The organism is Chimaeribacter arupi (genome assembly GCF_002858805.1).
Classification (GTDB): domain Bacteria; phylum Pseudomonadota; class Gammaproteobacteria; order Enterobacterales; family Enterobacteriaceae; genus Chimaeribacter; species Chimaeribacter arupi.
Genome location: NZ_PJZI01000024.1, coordinates 1 through 17,379, shown reverse-complemented (window position 1 = coordinate 17,379; position 17,379 = coordinate 1). Strand labels below are relative to the sequence as shown.

Below are 17,379 nucleotides of genomic sequence, written 5' to 3'. Positions count from 1 at the left end.
CTCGGGTTTTATTATTGTTGAGAACATTTTTTCCCTTTATGGCGAAGACAACAAAATTAAGTTTTTTAGCATTTTTTTATAATTTAAGCCGGGTTACGGCCAGATAATCAACTGACATTTAAAAAAAGCGCGCATTTTGTGAGCTGTCTAACAATTAGCAGCTTTTCCCTGCCTGTATTATCCGCCCAGCTGTTCAGCGGCAAAAAACAATAAAGTGATTACAAGGTTAGCCTATTTTCTGACCTTTCATTCCCGACTATTCCAATTATTCCTGTTAACCCGATCCGCCGGATCAGGAGGCCCAGATGCACCCTGAAGATGCCCCTTTCCCTGCTTCGCCCTTTGCCGGCGAGCTGACTACCCGGCCGCAGATGCAGGCGGCGCTGAATACCCTGCTTGGGGCGGTTGCCCCTTATTGCCGGGCGGGCGCGAGCCGCATTCCGCTCGGCCATTTCACCGCCCATTACGGCCCGGACATCGCCGGGATGGAGGCGCTGGCGCGGATGCTGTGGGGGCTGTTCCCGCTGCTGGCAGGCGATGGGCACAATGAACAGTTGCCCTTTTTTATCGAGGCCATCGCCCACGGCACCGACCCGGCGGACCCCGGCTATTGGGGTGAGGTGCAGGCGTATGACCAGCGCTGTGTGGAGATGGCGGTATTCGGCGTCGGGCTGGCGCTGCTGCCGCAACGCTGGCGGCAGTGGTTCAGCGAGGCGCAGCAACAGGCGATCTATGCCTGGCTGAACCAGAGCGCCGCCGCCGATATCCCGGACAACAACTGGCACTACTTCCCGATTCTGGTGCAGGTGGGGTTCCACCGCGCCGGGCTGCCGTTCAACCGGGCAGCGGTTGAGCGCCATTTCGCCTGCATGGAGCATTACTACCTCGGCGATGGCTGGTATTCCGACGGGCCGGGCCGCCCGCGCGATTACTACATCTCGATGGGCTTCCACTTTTATGGCCTGCTCTACGCCACCCTGATGGAAGAGGAAGACCCGGCGCGCGCCCGCTTGTTGCGTGAGCGTGCCACGGCGTTTGCCCAGGATTTTATTTACCAGTTTGCCGCCGACGGCTCCGCCATCCCGTTTGGCCGCAGCCTGACCTACCGCTTTGCCGAGGCCGCGTTCTGGAGCGCGGTGGCGTTTTCCGGCCTGCCGGTGTTTTCGCCCGGCGTGGTGAAAGGGCTGGTGCTGCGCCACCTGCGCCACTGGCTGCAACAGCCGATTTTTGAGCGCGACGGCGTGCTGAGCGTGGGTTACCACTACCCGAACCTGATCATGGCCGAGGATTACAACGCGCCCGGCTCCCCCTACTGGGCGCTGAAGCTGTTTCTGGTGCTGGCGCTGCCGGAAGAGAGCGCATTCTGGCAGGCGGAGGAATTGCCGCTGCCGCGCCTCGGCCGGCAACGCACGCTGCCGCACGCCGGGCAACTGATTGTGCGTGACGCGCAGGATGACCACCTGTTCCTGCTGACCGCCGGGCAACTGGAGCTGAATAACTTCGTCAACACCGGCCCGAAATACACCAAATTCGCCTACTCCAACCGTTTTGGCTTTTGCGTGGAGCGCGGCCGCTACGGCCTGCCGCATGCCGCCGGGGATTCAATGCTGCTGCTGGCGGAACAGGATGAGTACTGGCGCGGGCGGCGCGACTGCCGGGAGGTGGAAACGCGCGATGACCTGATCTTCAGCCGCTGGCTGCCGTGGCATGACGTTGAGGTATCGACCTGGCTGATCCCGGCCGGTGAAGGCCATGTGCGGCTGCACCGCCTCGTCACTGCCCGCACGCTGAGCAGTGCCGAGGGCGGTTTTGCGGTGGTGTCTGACCGGCATACGCTTATCCGCACCGGCGCGCAGGGCCGCCGCTGTGACGCCGCCGCGCGCAACGGCACCAGTGTGATTCAGTGCCTGCACGCCACTGTGCCCCGGCAGGCTGACTGGGTGCGCACGCCGCCCAACAGCAATCTGATGTTTGCCGACACGGCGGCAATCCCGGTGCTGAAAGCACTGCTGCCGCCCGGCGAACACTGGCTCGGCTGTTGGGTGGCTGCCTCGCCGCAGGCCGCGATCGCAGACGCTGAGGTGCCGCAACTGGCGCTGTCAGCCGACGGCCTGACGCTGGTGTCCGGCGGCCATCGCCGCCTGGTCCGCCTCTGATCGTGTTGCTCACCGTTTCCGCCGGGCGGCAGCCCTGTTGCCGCCCGGCTCCCTGACCCTACGCAGGAGAACCCTCATGGATGCACCGTCAACCGGCTCTGCCCCGGCCGTGGCAAAAACGGCTTACTACAAGATGAGCAGTTTCATTTTCCTCTACTTCTTTACCTGGTCCGCCAGTTTCGGCCTCTATGCGCTGTGGCTCAGCCAGAAAGTGGGGCTGGACAGCGTCACCATCGGCACGGTGTTTGCCGTTAACGGCGTGTTCGCGGTGGTGATGAAGCCGGTCTACGGCTACATCATGGATAAAATCGGCATGAGCAAGCGCCTGCTGTACGTGGTGATCCTGCTCTCCGCCCTGATGGCACCGTTCTTCGCCGGGGTCTACCAGCCGCTGCTGATGTCATACCCGCTGGCAGGCATCATTCTGGGGGCTGTCTACCTCAGCCTCGGCTGGTACGCCGGGGTGGCGGCCTCTGAGTCTTACGCTGACCGCTTCAGCCGCCTCTACGGGCTGGAGTTCGGCCAGATCCGCATGTGGGGGTCGCTGGGCTGGGCGCTGGCCGCGGCCTTTTCCGGCGTGCTGTTCAATATCTCCCCGCTGCTGAATTTCTGCCTGAGCAGCGCCACTTCGCTGGTGATGCTGGCGGTGCTGCTCAGTTTGAAAATCGGCGAGCAGGAGCTGAAGAACAACCAGGTGATCTCCGACGAGAAGATTGTGTTTGCTGATGTTGTGCTGCTGCTGAAAAACCGCAAATTCTGGATGTTCAGCCTCTATGTGGCCGGCGTGGCCTGGATGATGTTTATCGCGGAGCAGCAATTCCCGCGCTATTTCGTCTCTTTCTTTGAGACGCAGCAGCAGGGGAACGCGATGTATGGCTATTTAAGCACCCTGCAATCGGGGCTGGAGTTCCTGATGATGATGGCACTGCCGTGGCTGGTGAACCATTTCGGCGCCAAAAAAGGGATGCTGCTCACCGGCCTGGTGGTCGGGCTGCGGCTGATCGCCTCCGGGCTGGTGCATGACCCGCTGATGATTTCGCTGATCAAGCCGTTTTACGGGCTGGAGATCTCGCTGCTGCTGATCTCGGTGTTTAAATATATCGCCGAGCATTTCCCGAAACGGGTTAACGCCACCATGTACCTGCTCGGCTATCAGGCGATGATTTATGTCGGGTCAGTGGTGGTCGCGCCCCCGGCCGGTTACCTCTATGACCGCATCGGTTTTGACCGCACCTACCTGCTGATGGGCGCGGCCGCACTGCTGTTTACCCTGATCTCCGCCTTTACGCTTTCTCCCTGCCGGGCGGCCCGCACCGCAACGCCGCCTGCGCCCGCTGCGGATCTCACCCGTTTGAAACCCTGACTGATTTTCACTGACAAGGAGTATGCCATGAGCCACCCCCCCTTTATTGCCCGGCCACAGCCGGACCGCGCCGCCCTCAGCGCCCGGCTGGAACAGGCCTGGGCCACGGTGCTGACCCGTATTGACGCCGGGATGGCCGCCTTCGGCGACCGTTTCCCGTCGGAAACCTGCCTCCACGGCCACTATCAAGCCCGTGATAACGTGGAGTGGACGCCCGCTTTCTGGAGCGGCCAGCTCTGGCTGGCGTGGGAACACAGCGGCAACCCCGCTTACCGGGCGCTGGCCGAAAGGCATGTGGTCAGTTTTGGCCGGCGGATTGTGCAGCGGATCGACACCGCGACCCACGATCTCGGCTTCCTTTATAGCCTCTCCTGCGTGTGTGCCTGGCAACTGACCGGCGACCGGGCCGCGCGCGGCATCGCCCTGCTGGCGGCCGAGGCCCTGCTGGAGCGGTTTAACCCCCAGGCCGGGATCATTCAGGCGTGGGGGGATCTTAACGATCCGGCGCAGCGCGGGCGGATGATCATCGACTGTAACCTGAACCTGCCGCTGCTCTACTGGGCAAGCGCGCAGTCCGGCGACCCTCGCTTCGCCGATGCCGCCCGCACCCATGCCGGCCAGGCGGCGCGTTATCTGGTGCGGCCGGACAGCTCGACGTATCACACCTTTTATATGGACACCGTGACCGGCGAGCCGCGCTTCGGCAATACCCACCAGGGCTATGCCGATGACTCCTGCTGGGCGCGTGGGCAGGCGTGGGGCATTCTCGGCTTTATGCTGAGCTGGCGCTATACCGGTGACGCGGAGATGGTGCGGCTGGCGCAACGGCTGGCGGACTACTTCCTGCAACGCCTGCCGGAGGATGGCGTCTGCCATTGGGACCTGGCGCTGCTCGGCACCGACGCCCTGCGGGACAGCTCAGCGGCGGCCATTGCGGTGTGCGGCCTGCTGGAGCTTTCTGCCGCCCTGCCCGCCGCCGGGGCCGACCGCGGGCGCTACGAGGCAGCCGCACTGCATATAATGGATTCGTTGACGCAGACCTATCTGGCTGCGCCGCAGGAGCCGGGGACCGGGCTGCTGAAACATTCGGTCTACCACCTGGCGGATAATAAAGGGGTGGATGAGTGTTGCAGCTGGGGGGATTACTTCTATATGGAGGCGCTGACCCGGCTGACCCAGGTGTGGCAACCTTACTGGTAACCGCAGCCGGGGCATTCCCCCGGCTGCATCTTATGCCGGGTGCTGCGGCATAAATGCCTGCAAGCGGCGGTGCTGATGGCCCGCCCCATCAAAGTTGTCCGCCGCCAGCCACTGGGAGAACGCCTGCCGGATGGCCGGCCAGTCGCTGTCCAGCAGCGCGAACCAGTCGGTGTCGCGGTTACGCCCTTTGCTCACCATCGCCTGGTGGAAACGCCCCTCGTACCGGAAACCGTAGCGCAGCGCCGCTGCGCGTGAAGGGGCATTCAGACTGTCGCACTTCCATTCACAGCGCCGGTAGCCCAGTTCATCAAACAGGTAGCGCAGCATCAGGAAAATCGCCTCGGTGCCGGCGCGCTGCCGTTGCATCCGGGGTGACCAGTTAATCCAGCCTATTTCTGCCACGCCATGCGCAGGGTCAACGCGCAAAAACGCCGCGGTGCCGAGCGCCTCGCCGCTGGTTTTATCAATGACGGCCATGTGCAGGTCTTCCGCCCCGGCCAGCGATGCCAGCAACTGGCGGAACGCGGCTAAATCCGCCGGGCGTTCAACCGGCAAATAGGTCCACCCTTCGTTATGCGGGATACTGTAATAGGCATCAAACAGCGACTGGGTATGGCGCTCTGCCATCAGCGGCTCCAGGCGGCAATAGTCACCGGGCAGAGTAATACGCGCCGGGCGCGGCCGGGCCGACCATGACGGCAGGTCTTCCCCCACCGGCTGGCCGAAATGATTAATCACAGGCATAGGTATCATCCTTGTTATGGTCATTGGCCCACTCCCGCTTATGAAAGAAACGGCAGCGCGGGCGGTATAGGTGAAAAAGAGGATGTTTGATTTTTGTTATGTAAATTCTGAGGTTACATAACAAAATTTGAGCAACCGGTTAACGATAGCACAGGCCTGATAAAATGAAATAGTCCAGGATGATTTCATGAATTGTTCAGCAAAACAGATAATTCATCAGTCTAAAATGCTTTTACTTCACAATTCAGGACAAAAACCGTACGGCATCTCTGTAAAATGCGTTACAAAAAGGACTTCTATACGTGATTTAAGTTTCAATAGTGTTACTTTCTTGTGCATTTACTGATCTTTTTTTAAGTGCTTATCATTTCCAGCAAAGGCGCATTTCCATAAGTCATTGTTTATAAAAAGTAAAGCCCAACAGAGACTTGTACAAAAAATAGACTTAAGACAAATTCTGATATTTAGTCAATCAGTAGGGTGTAATAGATGAATTATTTTTAACTATCATGCAAGACTGGATTCTTTGACTAACCTTCTCTCCTCCAGGGTACAAGCCCGCCAGCACCGTCAATCCCGGTAATACTCCTACCCGAAAGGAGGTATCCGGCTCTTTTTTTCCTGTCAGAACCCGGTTTACCAGGCGCCACTGACTTAAGGCAAATTTATAGTTAGTGTGAGATCAGCGGTTTAGTCTGAAATTATCATTGAACTGATGATAGGTTTGTTGGTAGAACATACACCAACGTGATGTATCTGATCTATTTTCTCGTCTTCAGGATTTTTCTTACTGTAATTTAACGGTTAAAAACGGATTTAATTGAGGGGTTCTCTTATGCCGACGATCATTATGGATTCATGCAGCTATACACGCCTGGCTTTTCCCTCCTTTGCGCCCCACATACACGCGCGTGCGCCCTTCCCTGACCGCGATTAAAGCTTTGATTTTTACGGCCGATAACAGCCCGGCATACTCTTCTGTGCGATTTGCCTGCACAGGGTTATTTTTACACCTTGCAACGAGTCACTATTATGAATGCCTCTTCACACGCTGAAGGTTCCTTACCGACCGGGGTGATCGGAAACACCCGTCTGGTCACGTTGTTTATCGTGGTGCTGAGCAGCATCCTGCTGCTGTTTGCGGTTTCTATTGGGGCGTCCAGCTATTTCCTGAAGGAGAGTAACGATGCGCTGGTCAACAATAACCAGGAGATCGCCACCCGGAAAGCGCTGACGGACAGCGCCAACCAACTGAGTACTGCCCGCCTGATCATGATTCAGGCTGCCTTTGCCTCCCGCGTAAACGACACCACGCTGTTCCAGGAGGATATTAAGGCCGCGAAAGTGATGATTGCCCAATCCCAGGCCTCGTTTGACCACTTTATTGCCAACAGCAAACGCAGTGAGTCCGGCACCCAGTTCAATGCCGAACTGACCCAGGCGTATAACCTGTACCGTGATATGGGCATCACGCCGATGCTGGCCGCCACCGAAGCGGGCCAGTTTGAGGATGTGCTGGCGCTGGAGTCCGCGACGCTCAGCAAGCTGGAGCAGGACTACCGTAAGCCGGTATCAGCCTCTTCGGCGTTCCGTACGGCGCAGGCGAATGAGATCAATGAGCACGCCCGCGCCAATGCCGGCCGGGGTTACCTGATGATGGCGCTGGCTTTCGCCGCGGCGCTGGGGCTGTCTCTGCTGACTTACGTGGTGCTGCGCCGGGCCGTTGTCGCCCCGCTGCTGATGCTGGTTAACCGCATCCGCCAGATTGCCGCCGGTGACCTGACCCTGCCGGCCATGCGCCCCGGCCGCAATGAGATTGGCGTGCTGGCGACCAACCTTGACCTGATGCAGCAGGCCCTGGCGGAAACCGTGTCCGCCGTGCGTGAAGGCGCCGAGTCGATCCACCAGGGATCGACCGAGATCGCCTCCGGCAACACCGATCTCTCTGCCAGGACGGAGCAGCAGGCCGCGTCACTGGAGCAGACCGCTGCCAGCATGGAGCAGCTCACGGCCACCGTGAAACAGAACTCTGACAACGCCCACCATGCCAGCCAACTGGCGGCCAACGCCTCCAATAAAGCGCGCCAGGGCGGCACGCTGGTGAATGACGTGGTCAGCACCATGGAGAGCATCTCCAAAAGCTCCGGCAAGATTGCCGAGATCACCACGGTGATCAACAGCATCGCCTTCCAGACCAATATCCTGGCGCTGAATGCGGCGGTAGAAGCGGCCCGTGCCGGTGAGCAGGGGCGTGGGTTTGCGGTGGTGGCCAGTGAAGTGCGTAATCTGGCACAGCGCAGCGCCGATGCGGCGAAAGAGATTGAAACGCTGATTGAGGAGTCGGTGACGCTGGTAGGGGAAGGTGCCGGGCTGGTGGCCAACGCCGGTGATACCATGCGTGAGATTGTGTCGGCAGTCACTAACGTGACAGACATCATGGGCGAGATCGCTTCCGCATCGGATGAGCAGAGCCGCGGCATTTCTCAGGTGAGCCAGGCGGTGTCGGAAATGGACAGCGTGACGCAGCAGAATGCCTCATTGGTGCAAGAGGCTTCTGCGGCGGCAGCGTCACTGGAGGCGCAGGCCGCCCGCCTGACGCAGTCCGTAGCCGTGTTCCGGCTGAACGGCCGCCAGAGCACCGCCCCGGCTCGCCCGGCAAGCACCGTGAAAAGCGCGCGTACGCCTTTGCCTGCCATCGTGCCTGATACCGCCGGTGCGCGCACCGGCCGGGTCAATGACAGCGACTGGGAAACGTTCTGACGTCAACAAGGGCAGCCGCGGCTGCCCTTTTCTTCTCAGGAAGAGGATGGCGGCGTGCGTGGCTCAACAAAGGTGCCGTCCAGGCTGTCGACTTCATTGAAGAACCAGATGCCGGTGGGATAGTCCTCCAGCTGCACCAGATACATGACCCCTTCGTTAAATTGTTCCACCGCCAGGATGACGCCTTCCCGGCGTGGCCCACCGTCTGTTTTTACCGTCACCAGATCATTGACTTGCATGGCGTTGCCTCGCGTATTGACGCACAAAATGAAATGCAGGCCTACAGGCTACCACAGAGTGGCCGGGGGTGTCTTTCGCCGCATATTTTCAAAATCTTAACACTTCACCGCGAGAAATCTGTCAGGGCTTTCACCTAGACTACGCCTGTACTACCCCCCAAAGTAGTCGCTTCAAAAAACGATGTAACAAGGAACTTTGCCCGCTCACCGCGGGCTTTTTTTTGCCTGTTTTCCGGCGCACGCGCGGATCAACGCCCATAAAAAAACCCGCCGGAGCGGGTGACAGTCAGGCCAGACAGGCTGCCTGTAAAAACAAAAAACCCGCCGGAGCGGGTAGCTATTTTTATAGACCAACAAAACAAAAAACCCGCCGAGGCGGGTTTTTTTAAATCTCGTTAACGGCGCGTCAGCTCATGATAAGCGTGCTGCGCAGCAAGGGAGATTAGATAGCGGTAACGTTAGCCGCTGACGGACCTTTAGCACCGTTCTCGATGGAGAACTGTACGTTCTGGCCTTCAGCCAGGGTCTTGAAGCCGGTGTCCTGGATGGCAGAGAAGTGTACGAACACGTCTTTGCTGCCGTCAGCCGGAGTAATGAAGCCAAAGCCTTTAGACTCGTTGAACCACTTAACCTGACCTTTCATCATAGTCATGATAAATTCCTTAATATTAAAAATGTGACGCCGAAGGCGATATATAGCCGGCTTTCAGCCATTACTTATGAGGCACTCAAAAGGAAATTCGTCACAGAAGGGCTATCAACGATAACGCTTGGATTGAAACTTCTTTACTCAGGATGTCGTGCATAAATAGGTCTGTACCACAGGCCGAGATGCATTTACTCATAGCGCAGAAGTAATAGCAACTCTTTTTATGACGCCCGATGATGATTGCCGTGATTTTCAGCGCCCCAAAACGGGGGCCTGCCCCCCGTAAAGGCAGCAGGGGCGCGGCCCCGGCGGGTGTTGCGCCCCTGCTCTCCCCTGCCGGTTTTCAGGGTAAAATTTCGGATACCGTATGCCGGACATAGGCGGTTATCTGCGCCAAATCGTCCGGCTTGGCATGGTCGCCGCCAATCTGCCGCACTTTTTCATCGAGCTGGGCGATGTCCTGCTCCACTTTATGTGCGATCTGGACCTGAACAATTTTGTCCACTGAGGCAATCAACGCCCGCAACACCGCTTTAATGGCGAACGTTTCACAGAACGAATCGTAAGTCTGACCATTTACCGTGGGAGGGCGGGATGCCGGGCGGGGCGCAAGCGCTTTCAGGTTTTCTACATGTTCAATAATAAGATCGATATCTTTGAGTAACTGATCTAACTCTTTTGCCACTTTTTTTCCTTCGCCCCCCGAAAACCGGGAAGAATATCATCCGCGCCACAGCGGGAGAAGCCACTGCCGGTTGCGGCACGCACATTTATTTTCCCGGCCGCCTGGGGCCGGGGTCAGATCAGCGCAGCGTGGCGCAATTCATTTTTCAGGTATGCATAGTAAATCGGGGCCGCAATCACCCCCGGCAGGCCAAAGGCGGACTCAAAAATCAGCATCGCCAGCAGGATCTCCCAGGAGCGCGCATTGATGCGGGTGCCGACAATCCGGGCATTCAGGAAATACTCCACTTTATGGATGATGATGAGGTAACTCAGCACCAGCAGCGCCACCCACAGCGACAATGACAACCCGACGATAAAGATCAGCGTATTCGACAGCAAATTACCGATGACCGGGATCAGGCCGCAGACAAAGGTGACCACCACCAGCGTTTTTGCCAGCGGCAGGTGGATGCCGAACAGCGGCAGCACGCCGAACAGAAACGCCGCCGACAGCACCGTGTTAATCAGCGAAATTTTGAACTGGGCAAACACGATATTGCGGAACGCCGAGGCCAGCAACTGCATACGCTGCAACAGTTCCGCTTTCAGGGGCGGATAGGGTTGCGCGCTGTCATCACGTTGCAGGGAGACAATCGCCCCCAACACCATGCCGATCAGCATCGTGATAAAGGTGTGGGCCGCATTTTTGCCGATATTTTGCAGCATCACGATGTGGTCACGCAGCCATTTCAGGAACTGGCGCTGTAACTCTTCGATGTTGGTCGGCAGGTAATGGGACATCACCGGCGACAGCCGGGACTGCGCATCTTCCAGCAATGACGCCACCCTGGCGTTGAATACCGCCGAGTTTTGTACATCCTGCATCAGGAAACTGATGATGCCGGTCACGGCCGCAATCAGGCCGCTGACCACCGCCGTACTGATTAACGCCACCACCAGCCAGCGCGCACGGTCACCGCTGATGATCTTCTGGAAATGCGGCGTCAGGGCATTCACCAGCTCGTACACCACAAAGCCGGCAATAAAACAGCCCAGCAGATGCAACGGCAGCAACAACAGTAAGCCGCCCAGCATCACCACCAGGCTTAACCAACGAATTTGATTCAACGACATGATCTGCATTGCAAAAGTCCTTATGCCCTACACCGCGCACGGAACGCGCCCGGCGCATCATACCATTTCAGGCAAATGTCTCGCAGCGCCCATTTTCCCTGTTGCCCGTACCAGGGCCGGGCGCTGCCCTGCCCGGCCGGTTTACGGCGTTTAATAAGCGCTGTTGCCGATTTCACCTGGTGAAATTCCTCCAAAAAAGTGAAAAACAGCCAGCCTGCGTAATCTTTTATTACCCCATCAGCGGCCGGATAATAGCGCTGATGGGCGTTAATATTCTGTTATCGTGCATTAATTATCCATTACGCCTGTTTTACGGCGACATTAACAGCGTTCATGATACTTAACTGTTTTTATTTCACCGTCAAAAATACATTAAGAGTATTGATCGATAGTAAACCGGTTATTTCCGCCGGAAAAAACGGAATAAAGGCAGAAAAAAAGCGGGTCAGGCGGATTTAATCCGTAACAGACTCAGGCGTCCGCCAAATACGGCACCGGTATCCAGATAGAGTTGGTTAAGAAATTTAAGCGGACGTTTCAGGGGGGTATGGCCGAAGATAAACAGATCGGCCCCGGCAATCCGGTTGCCGCGCCCTTCCAGCGCCCCGGTAATGCGTTTGCGGCTCCAGACGACATCTTCCGCGTTGACCGGCTGGTCATATTCATAGCGTTCGGCCGGATAATCGGCGTGAGCCACCACGATATGCTGCGGGAGATGGGTGACTTCAATCACCAGCGGCAGGGCGTCACAGCGGTGGATCAGCGTTTCCGCCCGCTGCCGCGCCTCCCCTTTCAGGCGGTAGAACCAGTCACCGCCGTTGCGCTGCCAGTGGAAATCCACCCCGCTCAGTAATGCCATCAGCGCCATCTGTTCATGGTTACCCATCACCATGCTAAACCAGGGCGCGTCCAGCAGCCCTAAGCAGCTCAGGCTTTGCGGCCCGCGGTCGATGACATCCCCGACGGCGATCACCAGATCCTGCTGCGGATCAAAGTCACGCGCCTGGAGCTGCTGTTGCAGCGCCTGGTAACAGCCATGCACGTCGCCTACAACAAAAATTTGCCGGTAGCGGCTGCCGTCAATTCGGTGGTACATCGCAGGGTGGCCCTCACTGGACAAAAAATCGTACGCAGATAAGGAGTATAGCGGCTACCACCGCAGGAGAGGGAGGTGAAAAGCAGAAACAGGAACACGTACCCGGCCGCGGGTGCCGGGTACGTTTGCGCGTCATAAAAAAGACGCATCCTAAGTCAAAAAATAAAAGTGCGTGGCGTAAGTCAGGCCAATTTATTTTTTAAATCAGTGCTCAATGACTGAATGGCCGCAGCAGGGTCAGGCGCGTATTACGCTCAGCCGTGACCATGGCTGTGGCGGCGGCGCAGTGACATCATCCGCGGACGCACGATAAGTTTTTTCTTCTCTTTTTCGCCGCGATACATTTTGAACGCGTAGACAGAGAACGAGAGTAATATAACGGCCAGGGCGAACCAGACAATAAGCATGAAAACCTCCGTAACAAGAGACTATTTAAATCAGTATTCCTAATTATTTCTTATGTGCGAAATATCTTAGACACTCAAAACATCACACACCCGCTCCCTGGGTGCAATCGGTGAAATATAAAACCTCCGGTTATTTTATGACTTTTCACTTTTTGCGCATCGTACAGCGGGGCACGTAAGTGAAATAAAATTATTTCACCTCTTTTTCTTGATTTTGATCAAGCAGATAGCAAAAAGCCCATTTTTAACGATGATTTTCCTGAGCCGAGGTGCCGGAAGCGCAAAAATGCGTGTTTTCTGGGGCTTTGCCATTTTTTTTGGTTAATCCGGCTGTTCAAACCACTAAAAATGCCAAGGTTAAGCGCACAAACCATCTGTCAGGCTAATAAATCCCAGCAATATTCCAGGCAGAAGCCTATGCATCGTTTTTTGCCGCGGCTGTCAACCCCCTGCCGGCCGCGTGATCGCCGCTTATGCGAAGTGAAATCACATTCAGAGTTATTTTGCGCTGTCTATAGGCGTCGGACGAAACCTGAAAAAGCCCAAAAAAGCGCCATATGAACGATGTGGTAACACATTTCTGCCCGGCTTTACTTTTGAATTCTGTATTTGCCCCAATTAACAGGCTAACGTCATCTATTATTAACGGACATACGCAGTTAACCGGCGGCCATACGCCTGCCGTATCAACGTAATACGGCGCTGCACCACCACTGGAGGTTTCTATGCAATCTGAAGAACAGCAACTTATTGATGGTTTGTTTGATCGTCTCAAACAGGCTGAATCACAAACCGGCGCGCGCGACCAGGCCGCCGAGCAGCGTATCCAGGCGCGCATCCGCGAACAACCGGCTGCGCCTTACTATATGGCGCAATCCATCATCATCCAGGAAGCGGCGTTGAAACGTATGGATCAACGCGTGAAGGCGCTGGAAGCGCAGGTGAATACGCTGCAACAGCAGGCGGCCCAGTCCCAGCAAAGCAGCGGCGGTTTCCTGTCCAACTTATTCGGCGGCGGCCATCGCCCTGCCCCGCAGCAGGCGCAAAATTATCAGGCTGCCCAGCAGAACCAGGCCGCCTGGAACAATGCCCCGCAACAACCCTATTCACAGCCTGCCGCCCCGGTTCAGGCTGCACCTTCACGAGCCGGGAGTTTTATCGGCGGTGCCTTGCAGACGGCAGCCGGTGTGGCGGGCGGGGTGATGCTGGCGGATATGCTGACCGGCATGTTCCACCATTCCCAGCCGGAAGAGATTGTGAACATCATCAATGATGAGCCGATGCCGGTGAATACCGCAGAAGATCAGAACATGTTCCAGGAATTTGATCAGTCCAACAATCTGGATACCTTTAACGGCACGGACGATCGTTACGCCAGCAATGGCTTCCTCGATAATCAGAATGACACGTTCGGCAGTGATGACAGTTTCGGGGATGACAGCTTTAACAGCGACGACGACTCGTTCCTGTAATCCGCCTCTGTCAGGTGTCTGCGGTCAGCCCGCAGGCACCTTTTCTTTGCCTTCGATATGGCGCAGTTTCTGTTTATAGCCTCTGGCCTTACGCCGTTTGTTGAGCGCCTGCCAGCCGGCCGTCAGGCAGATGCCGCCGGAAAGCAGCATCGGCCCTGCCGGGTGGCCGGTGGCCGCCATGAGGATAAAATAGAGGCCGGCGATCACCGCCAGCCACATCGCGCTGTGGCTGATGCGGTGTTTTTCGTGCACCTGCCGGCGCAGGCGCTCTTTTTCACTGATTCCCATGTGTTTTCCTTATTATTGGGGAAGAAGGAACACTGATATGGGGGCAGTTTCTTAATAATTCAATAGGTTACTGGAATTCTTTTTCAGCCGGCCGCCCTCTACTTTTTTTCGGAATCAATAAACGGCGGGATTTTGCGGCTCTCCCAGGCCGATAAAATGGCCTCACGGATGCGGTCAGCCCCGATGAAGCCAACAAAAATGCCTATGATCGGCATCCAGGACGCGTGCAGCCCGCTGGTCCGCATCGCGGCCACCACCGCCAGCGTGGTCAGCACACAGACCAGGCCACCAATCAGCAGCGACAGGCCGCGGCGCCCCTCGGCCAGCCCAGACCAGCAAGAGACAATAAAGGCAGATAAGCCGGTGAAGAAACCCAGCGGGTGGTTGGTCAGCCAGATGCCGACTTGTAACAGGTGGGAAAACCAATCCGGTTCAGACAGTGGCATAACGCCTCCAGACCAGAAATATGTACCGGCGGCACGGGTGCGCCGGGCCACAAGCGGGCAGCGCACCCTCCGGCCCGGTTACATCGGGACGATTTTATAGCCGTATTGGTTCAGCAACGCCTCATACGACTCCGGAGTAATAATAATTTGGTCGTCTGCAAGGGGTAACACCCAGATCACCTCCTCTCCGTCGGTATAAAGTTCATACCGTCCCCCAGGCGCAATAAATTCACGTAAATTGTCGAATGTCATAGCCATCGTTCCGATTAATTGTTCATCCCCTGCGGGGGCCTGTCCATTTAATCCTTTCGCGCGAATTTATATCTAAGACCTGAATGAACTATCCATCAAATTAGCCGCGCTAACCTATAAAGATGGAGGTGCAATAACAGGCCAGGCTGAGCAGGCCGTATCGCGTGAATACAGCACGGGTCCGGCGGCTCATTTTTTCTCAGTGAGGGATACGGCACCTGATAATAACGGGTGTAATACCAGCATAGCACCTAAGCCTAAGGCTTACAATGAATCAACTTTAAGCTTATTTATAAGCGTAAACCTTATGGGTATACTCGATCGATGAAATCATTAAACCGTAGTGACCACGCCCTGGCCGTCAGGCTGGATGAATTGCTCAGGATGAAGGGTATCTCAAAGGCAGAGATGGCCCGTATCGCCGGTGTCAGCCCGCAGTCGGTGAATGGCTGGTACCGCCGCGGGCAGATCAGTAAAACCTCTGCCCTGCGCCTCTGCGCGACGCTGAGTGTGCCCTTGCCCTGGCTGCTGGGCGAAGAGGTGGAGCCCGAGTCGGGGTTGACCTCACGTCAGCAACGGATGCTGGATTTGTTCGATCAGCTGCCGGATCTGGAGCAGGAAAATATGCTGGCGGTCTTCGAGCAACGGCTGAAAGAACTGGATGCCCTGACCGAAAGCTACCTGCTGCGCCGGAAACGCGACACCTGAACCGGCCTGTAAGGCCTTGTCTCATCCGCCCGCTTATAAGCCTAAAGTTGACAAATTATACACCATAGGCTTAACTTTTTATCACGATATTCCCTCATTGATACGCTTCATCACTCACTGTGCATCATCGGCTGCCGGGCATTTCCGGCAGCCGCCCTTTCAGCGGGAGGCCACAATGTGCGCCCAGACTGCAGATAAAAAAACGCGTCCGAAAACCTCAGCGGCCTGCCTGGCGCTGGCGGCAGAAAACGCGGCCCTGAAAACCCGGCTGCTTGCCGCCCGCAAACTGGCCGGGTGCGGCCGGGTGGTGTTTGCTATTCAGGCATTGGGGGGTGCCTTGCAGGATCTGCCGGTCACCAATGCCGTGATTGCGGATATCGAAGCCCAGGCGGCAGAAAAGGTGGCAGCGCACCTGCGGCAACAGGCGTTGCGTGCCCGCCAGAAAGGCTATCTGGCGCAGGCCAATGCGCTGAACCACGCCGCGGCCATCACCGCACAATTTGCGCTGGGCTTGCAGCCGCTGAATATCGCCGCCACAGGGAAACGTAAGTAACAGAAAACCGGGATCAGTCAGGCAGAAAGCGTAAAGAAAAACATTCAGGGGAACACATTGACAGGAAAAGCAGGAGGAATGATCACTGCGGGAGGTTTATCACAGACAGGAAGCAGCGTAAGTGCTTGAATAGTGGCGGAGAGAGGGGGATTTGAACCCCCGGTAGAGTTACCCCTACTCCGGTTTTCGAGACCGGTCCGTTCAGCCGCTCCGGCATCTCTCCGTAATTGCGGTTGCCATCATGCCCTGTTTTACGGCATTTTTACAGCACTAACCGGTGCCCGGACGTTCGAGTGATCACTTTGCGAGCAAGATGATGATTAAGTGGCCGTGGAAAGCAACCCCTCCCCCTCCTCCCCCGTTTGAACAGTGGCCGGAAGCCCTGGCGATTCCGTTGTTCGCCGCGTTTACCGACGAGGAAAAACAACAGATTACCCAACTGGCCGCCCAGTTTCTGCGGCAAAAACGCCTGGTGCCGTTACAGGGGCTGGTGCTGACCCCGCTGATGGAAGCGCGGCTGGGGCTGCTGTTTGTGCTGCCGGTAATGTCGCTTGGCCTGCCGTGGCTGGACGGCTTCCATGAAGTGCTGATCTACCCTGACCCGTTCCTGGTGGAGGATGTCTGGGAGGATGACGCCGGGCTGGTGCACAGCGGGCCGGTGGTGCACGCCGGGCAGAGCTGGGATCAGGGGCCGGTGGTGCTGAACTGGCAGGATGTGCAGGACTCGTTTGATCTTTCCGGGTTTAACCTGGTGGTGCATGAAGTGGCGCACAAGCTGGACCTGCGTAACGGCGGCGTGGTGAACGGCGTGCCGCCGATCCCCTTGCGGAGCGTGGCGGGCTGGGAGAAAGCGTTGCATGCCGCGATGGAAGCGATTCAGGAAGAGAGCGATCTGGTGGGCGATGCCGCCGCCAGCCTGGACGCCTATGCCGCGACTGACCCGGCGGAGTGCTTCGCGGTGCTGTCCGAATACTTTTTCAGTGCGCCTGAGCTGCTGGCCGACCGTTTCCCGGCGCTCTACCCCTATTTTGTCAGTTTCTACCGGCAAGACCCGCTGGCGCGCCTGCAACGCCAGCCCGGATAAACGCCGGATTGTTTAGTTGCTGAGCAGTCAGCAGTGTGATGTCACTTTGCCGTTGACAGGGTCAGGGCGTATGGATATGATGCGCCCCGTTCACACGATTCCTCTGTAGTTCAGTCGGTAGAACGGCGGACTGTTAATCCGTATGTCACTGGTTCGAGTCCA

At 57.1% G+C, this 17,379-nt stretch carries 18 protein-coding genes and 1 tRNA gene; 8 read left to right on the top strand and 11 right to left on the bottom strand.

Annotation, left to right across the window (positions count from 1 at the left end):
- Positions 1-305 precede the first annotated feature (305 nt).
- The 3 genes from CYR52_RS14335 to CYR52_RS14325 all read left to right on the top strand — a co-directional run bounded on the left by CYR52_RS14335 (position 306) and on the right by CYR52_RS14325 (position 4,719).
- Positions 306-2,156 (top strand): DUF2264 domain-containing protein, encoded by a 1,851-nt coding sequence (locus CYR52_RS14335; protein WP_241506170.1) that lies wholly within the window; start codon positions 306-308, stop codon positions 2,154-2,156.
- A 76-nt stretch (positions 2,157-2,232) separates the two neighbouring features.
- Entirely contained in the window at positions 2,233-3,519 is a 1,287-nt protein-coding gene (locus CYR52_RS14330; protein ID WP_072928354.1) for an oligosaccharide MFS transporter, read from the top strand.
- Positions 3,520-3,546: 27 nt separating this feature from the next.
- Positions 3,547-4,719: a glycoside hydrolase family 88 protein gene (locus CYR52_RS14325; protein WP_072928353.1), complete on the top strand. Its 1,173-nt coding sequence runs from the start codon at positions 3,547-3,549 to the stop codon at positions 4,717-4,719.
- Positions 4,720-4,749: 30 nt separating this feature from the next.
- On the opposite strand, the gene CYR52_RS14320 is transcribed toward CYR52_RS14325, so the two are convergent.
- Positions 4,750-5,463, bottom strand: coding sequence for a GNAT family N-acetyltransferase (locus CYR52_RS14320; protein ID WP_072928352.1), 714 nt, complete (start codon positions 5,461-5,463; stop codon positions 4,750-4,752).
- Between the two features lie 1,032 nt (positions 5,464-6,495).
- On the opposite strand from CYR52_RS14320, the gene CYR52_RS14315 reads away from it, so the two are divergent.
- Positions 6,496-8,223, top strand: a complete 1,728-nt coding sequence (locus CYR52_RS14315; protein WP_072928351.1) for a methyl-accepting chemotaxis protein — start codon at positions 6,496-6,498, stop codon at positions 8,221-8,223.
- A 35-nt stretch (positions 8,224-8,258) separates the two neighbouring features.
- Here the strand turns inward: CYR52_RS14315 and dsrB are convergent, their stop codons facing one another.
- From dsrB to CYR52_RS22685, 6 genes are all read right to left on the bottom strand, one after another.
- Positions 8,259-8,462: a protein DsrB gene (dsrB, locus tag CYR52_RS14310; protein ID WP_079205213.1), complete on the bottom strand. Its 204-nt coding sequence runs from the start codon at positions 8,460-8,462 to the stop codon at positions 8,259-8,261.
- Positions 8,463-8,904: 442 nt separating this feature from the next.
- A complete protein-coding gene (gene cspE / locus CYR52_RS14305; protein WP_072928349.1) occupies positions 8,905-9,114 on the bottom strand; it encodes a transcription antiterminator/RNA stability regulator CspE in 210 nt (69 codons plus the stop codon).
- A 340-nt stretch (positions 9,115-9,454) separates the two neighbouring features.
- Positions 9,455-9,796 carry a hypothetical protein gene (locus CYR52_RS14300; protein ID WP_072928348.1) on the bottom strand — a complete coding sequence of 114 codons (342 nt, stop codon included), beginning with the start codon at positions 9,794-9,796 and terminating at the stop codon, positions 9,455-9,457.
- Between the two features lie 113 nt (positions 9,797-9,909).
- Positions 9,910-10,920 carry an AI-2E family transporter gene (locus CYR52_RS14295; RefSeq protein WP_072928347.1) on the bottom strand — a complete coding sequence of 337 codons (1,011 nt, stop codon included), beginning with the start codon at positions 10,918-10,920 and terminating at the stop codon, positions 9,910-9,912.
- A 436-nt stretch (positions 10,921-11,356) separates the two neighbouring features.
- The gene (locus CYR52_RS14290) at positions 11,357-12,007 is read right to left on the bottom strand and encodes a metallophosphoesterase (RefSeq protein WP_072928346.1); all 651 of its coding nucleotides are present in this window, start codon (positions 12,005-12,007) and stop codon (positions 11,357-11,359) included.
- 254 nt (positions 12,008-12,261) lie between these two features.
- Entirely contained in the window at positions 12,262-12,414 is a 153-nt protein-coding gene (locus CYR52_RS22685; RefSeq protein WP_165698502.1) for a hypothetical protein, read from the bottom strand.
- Between the two features lie 725 nt (positions 12,415-13,139).
- Between CYR52_RS22685 and CYR52_RS14285 the strand changes: the two genes are divergently transcribed.
- Complete coding sequence (locus CYR52_RS14285) at positions 13,140-13,886, top strand: DUF2076 domain-containing protein (protein WP_101828803.1); 747 nt, start codon at positions 13,140-13,142, stop codon at positions 13,884-13,886.
- A 24-nt stretch (positions 13,887-13,910) separates the two neighbouring features.
- On the opposite strand, the gene CYR52_RS14280 is transcribed toward CYR52_RS14285, so the two are convergent.
- From CYR52_RS14280 to CYR52_RS22680, 3 genes are all read right to left on the bottom strand, one after another.
- Positions 13,911-14,174 (bottom strand): hypothetical protein, encoded by a 264-nt coding sequence (locus CYR52_RS14280; RefSeq protein ID WP_072928344.1) that lies wholly within the window; start codon positions 14,172-14,174, stop codon positions 13,911-13,913.
- A 98-nt stretch (positions 14,175-14,272) separates the two neighbouring features.
- Positions 14,273-14,620: a phage holin family protein gene (locus tag CYR52_RS14275; RefSeq protein ID WP_072928343.1), complete on the bottom strand. Its 348-nt coding sequence runs from the start codon at positions 14,618-14,620 to the stop codon at positions 14,273-14,275.
- A 78-nt stretch (positions 14,621-14,698) separates the two neighbouring features.
- A complete protein-coding gene (locus CYR52_RS22680; RefSeq protein ID WP_165698501.1) occupies positions 14,699-14,872 on the bottom strand; it encodes a hypothetical protein in 174 nt (57 codons plus the stop codon).
- A 324-nt stretch (positions 14,873-15,196) separates the two neighbouring features.
- Between CYR52_RS22680 and CYR52_RS14265 the strand changes: the two genes are divergently transcribed.
- Both CYR52_RS14265 and CYR52_RS14260 read left to right on the top strand, forming a co-directional pair.
- The gene (locus tag CYR52_RS14265; protein WP_072928341.1) at positions 15,197-15,580 is read left to right on the top strand and encodes a helix-turn-helix domain-containing protein; all 384 of its coding nucleotides are present in this window, start codon (positions 15,197-15,199) and stop codon (positions 15,578-15,580) included.
- Between the two features lie 175 nt (positions 15,581-15,755).
- Positions 15,756-16,133 carry a hypothetical protein gene (locus CYR52_RS14260; protein ID WP_072928340.1) on the top strand — a complete coding sequence of 126 codons (378 nt, stop codon included), beginning with the start codon at positions 15,756-15,758 and terminating at the stop codon, positions 16,131-16,133.
- 133 nt (positions 16,134-16,266) lie between these two features.
- Here the strand turns inward: CYR52_RS14260 and CYR52_RS14255 are convergent.
- Positions 16,267-16,356 (bottom strand) — tRNA-Ser (locus tag CYR52_RS14255).
- Between the two features lie 93 nt (positions 16,357-16,449).
- Here CYR52_RS14255 and mtfA point away from each other — a divergent pair.
- A complete protein-coding gene (gene mtfA / locus CYR52_RS14250; RefSeq protein WP_072928582.1) occupies positions 16,450-17,217 on the top strand; it encodes a DgsA anti-repressor MtfA in 768 nt (255 codons plus the stop codon).
- The last annotated feature ends 162 nt before the right edge of the window (positions 17,218-17,379 follow it).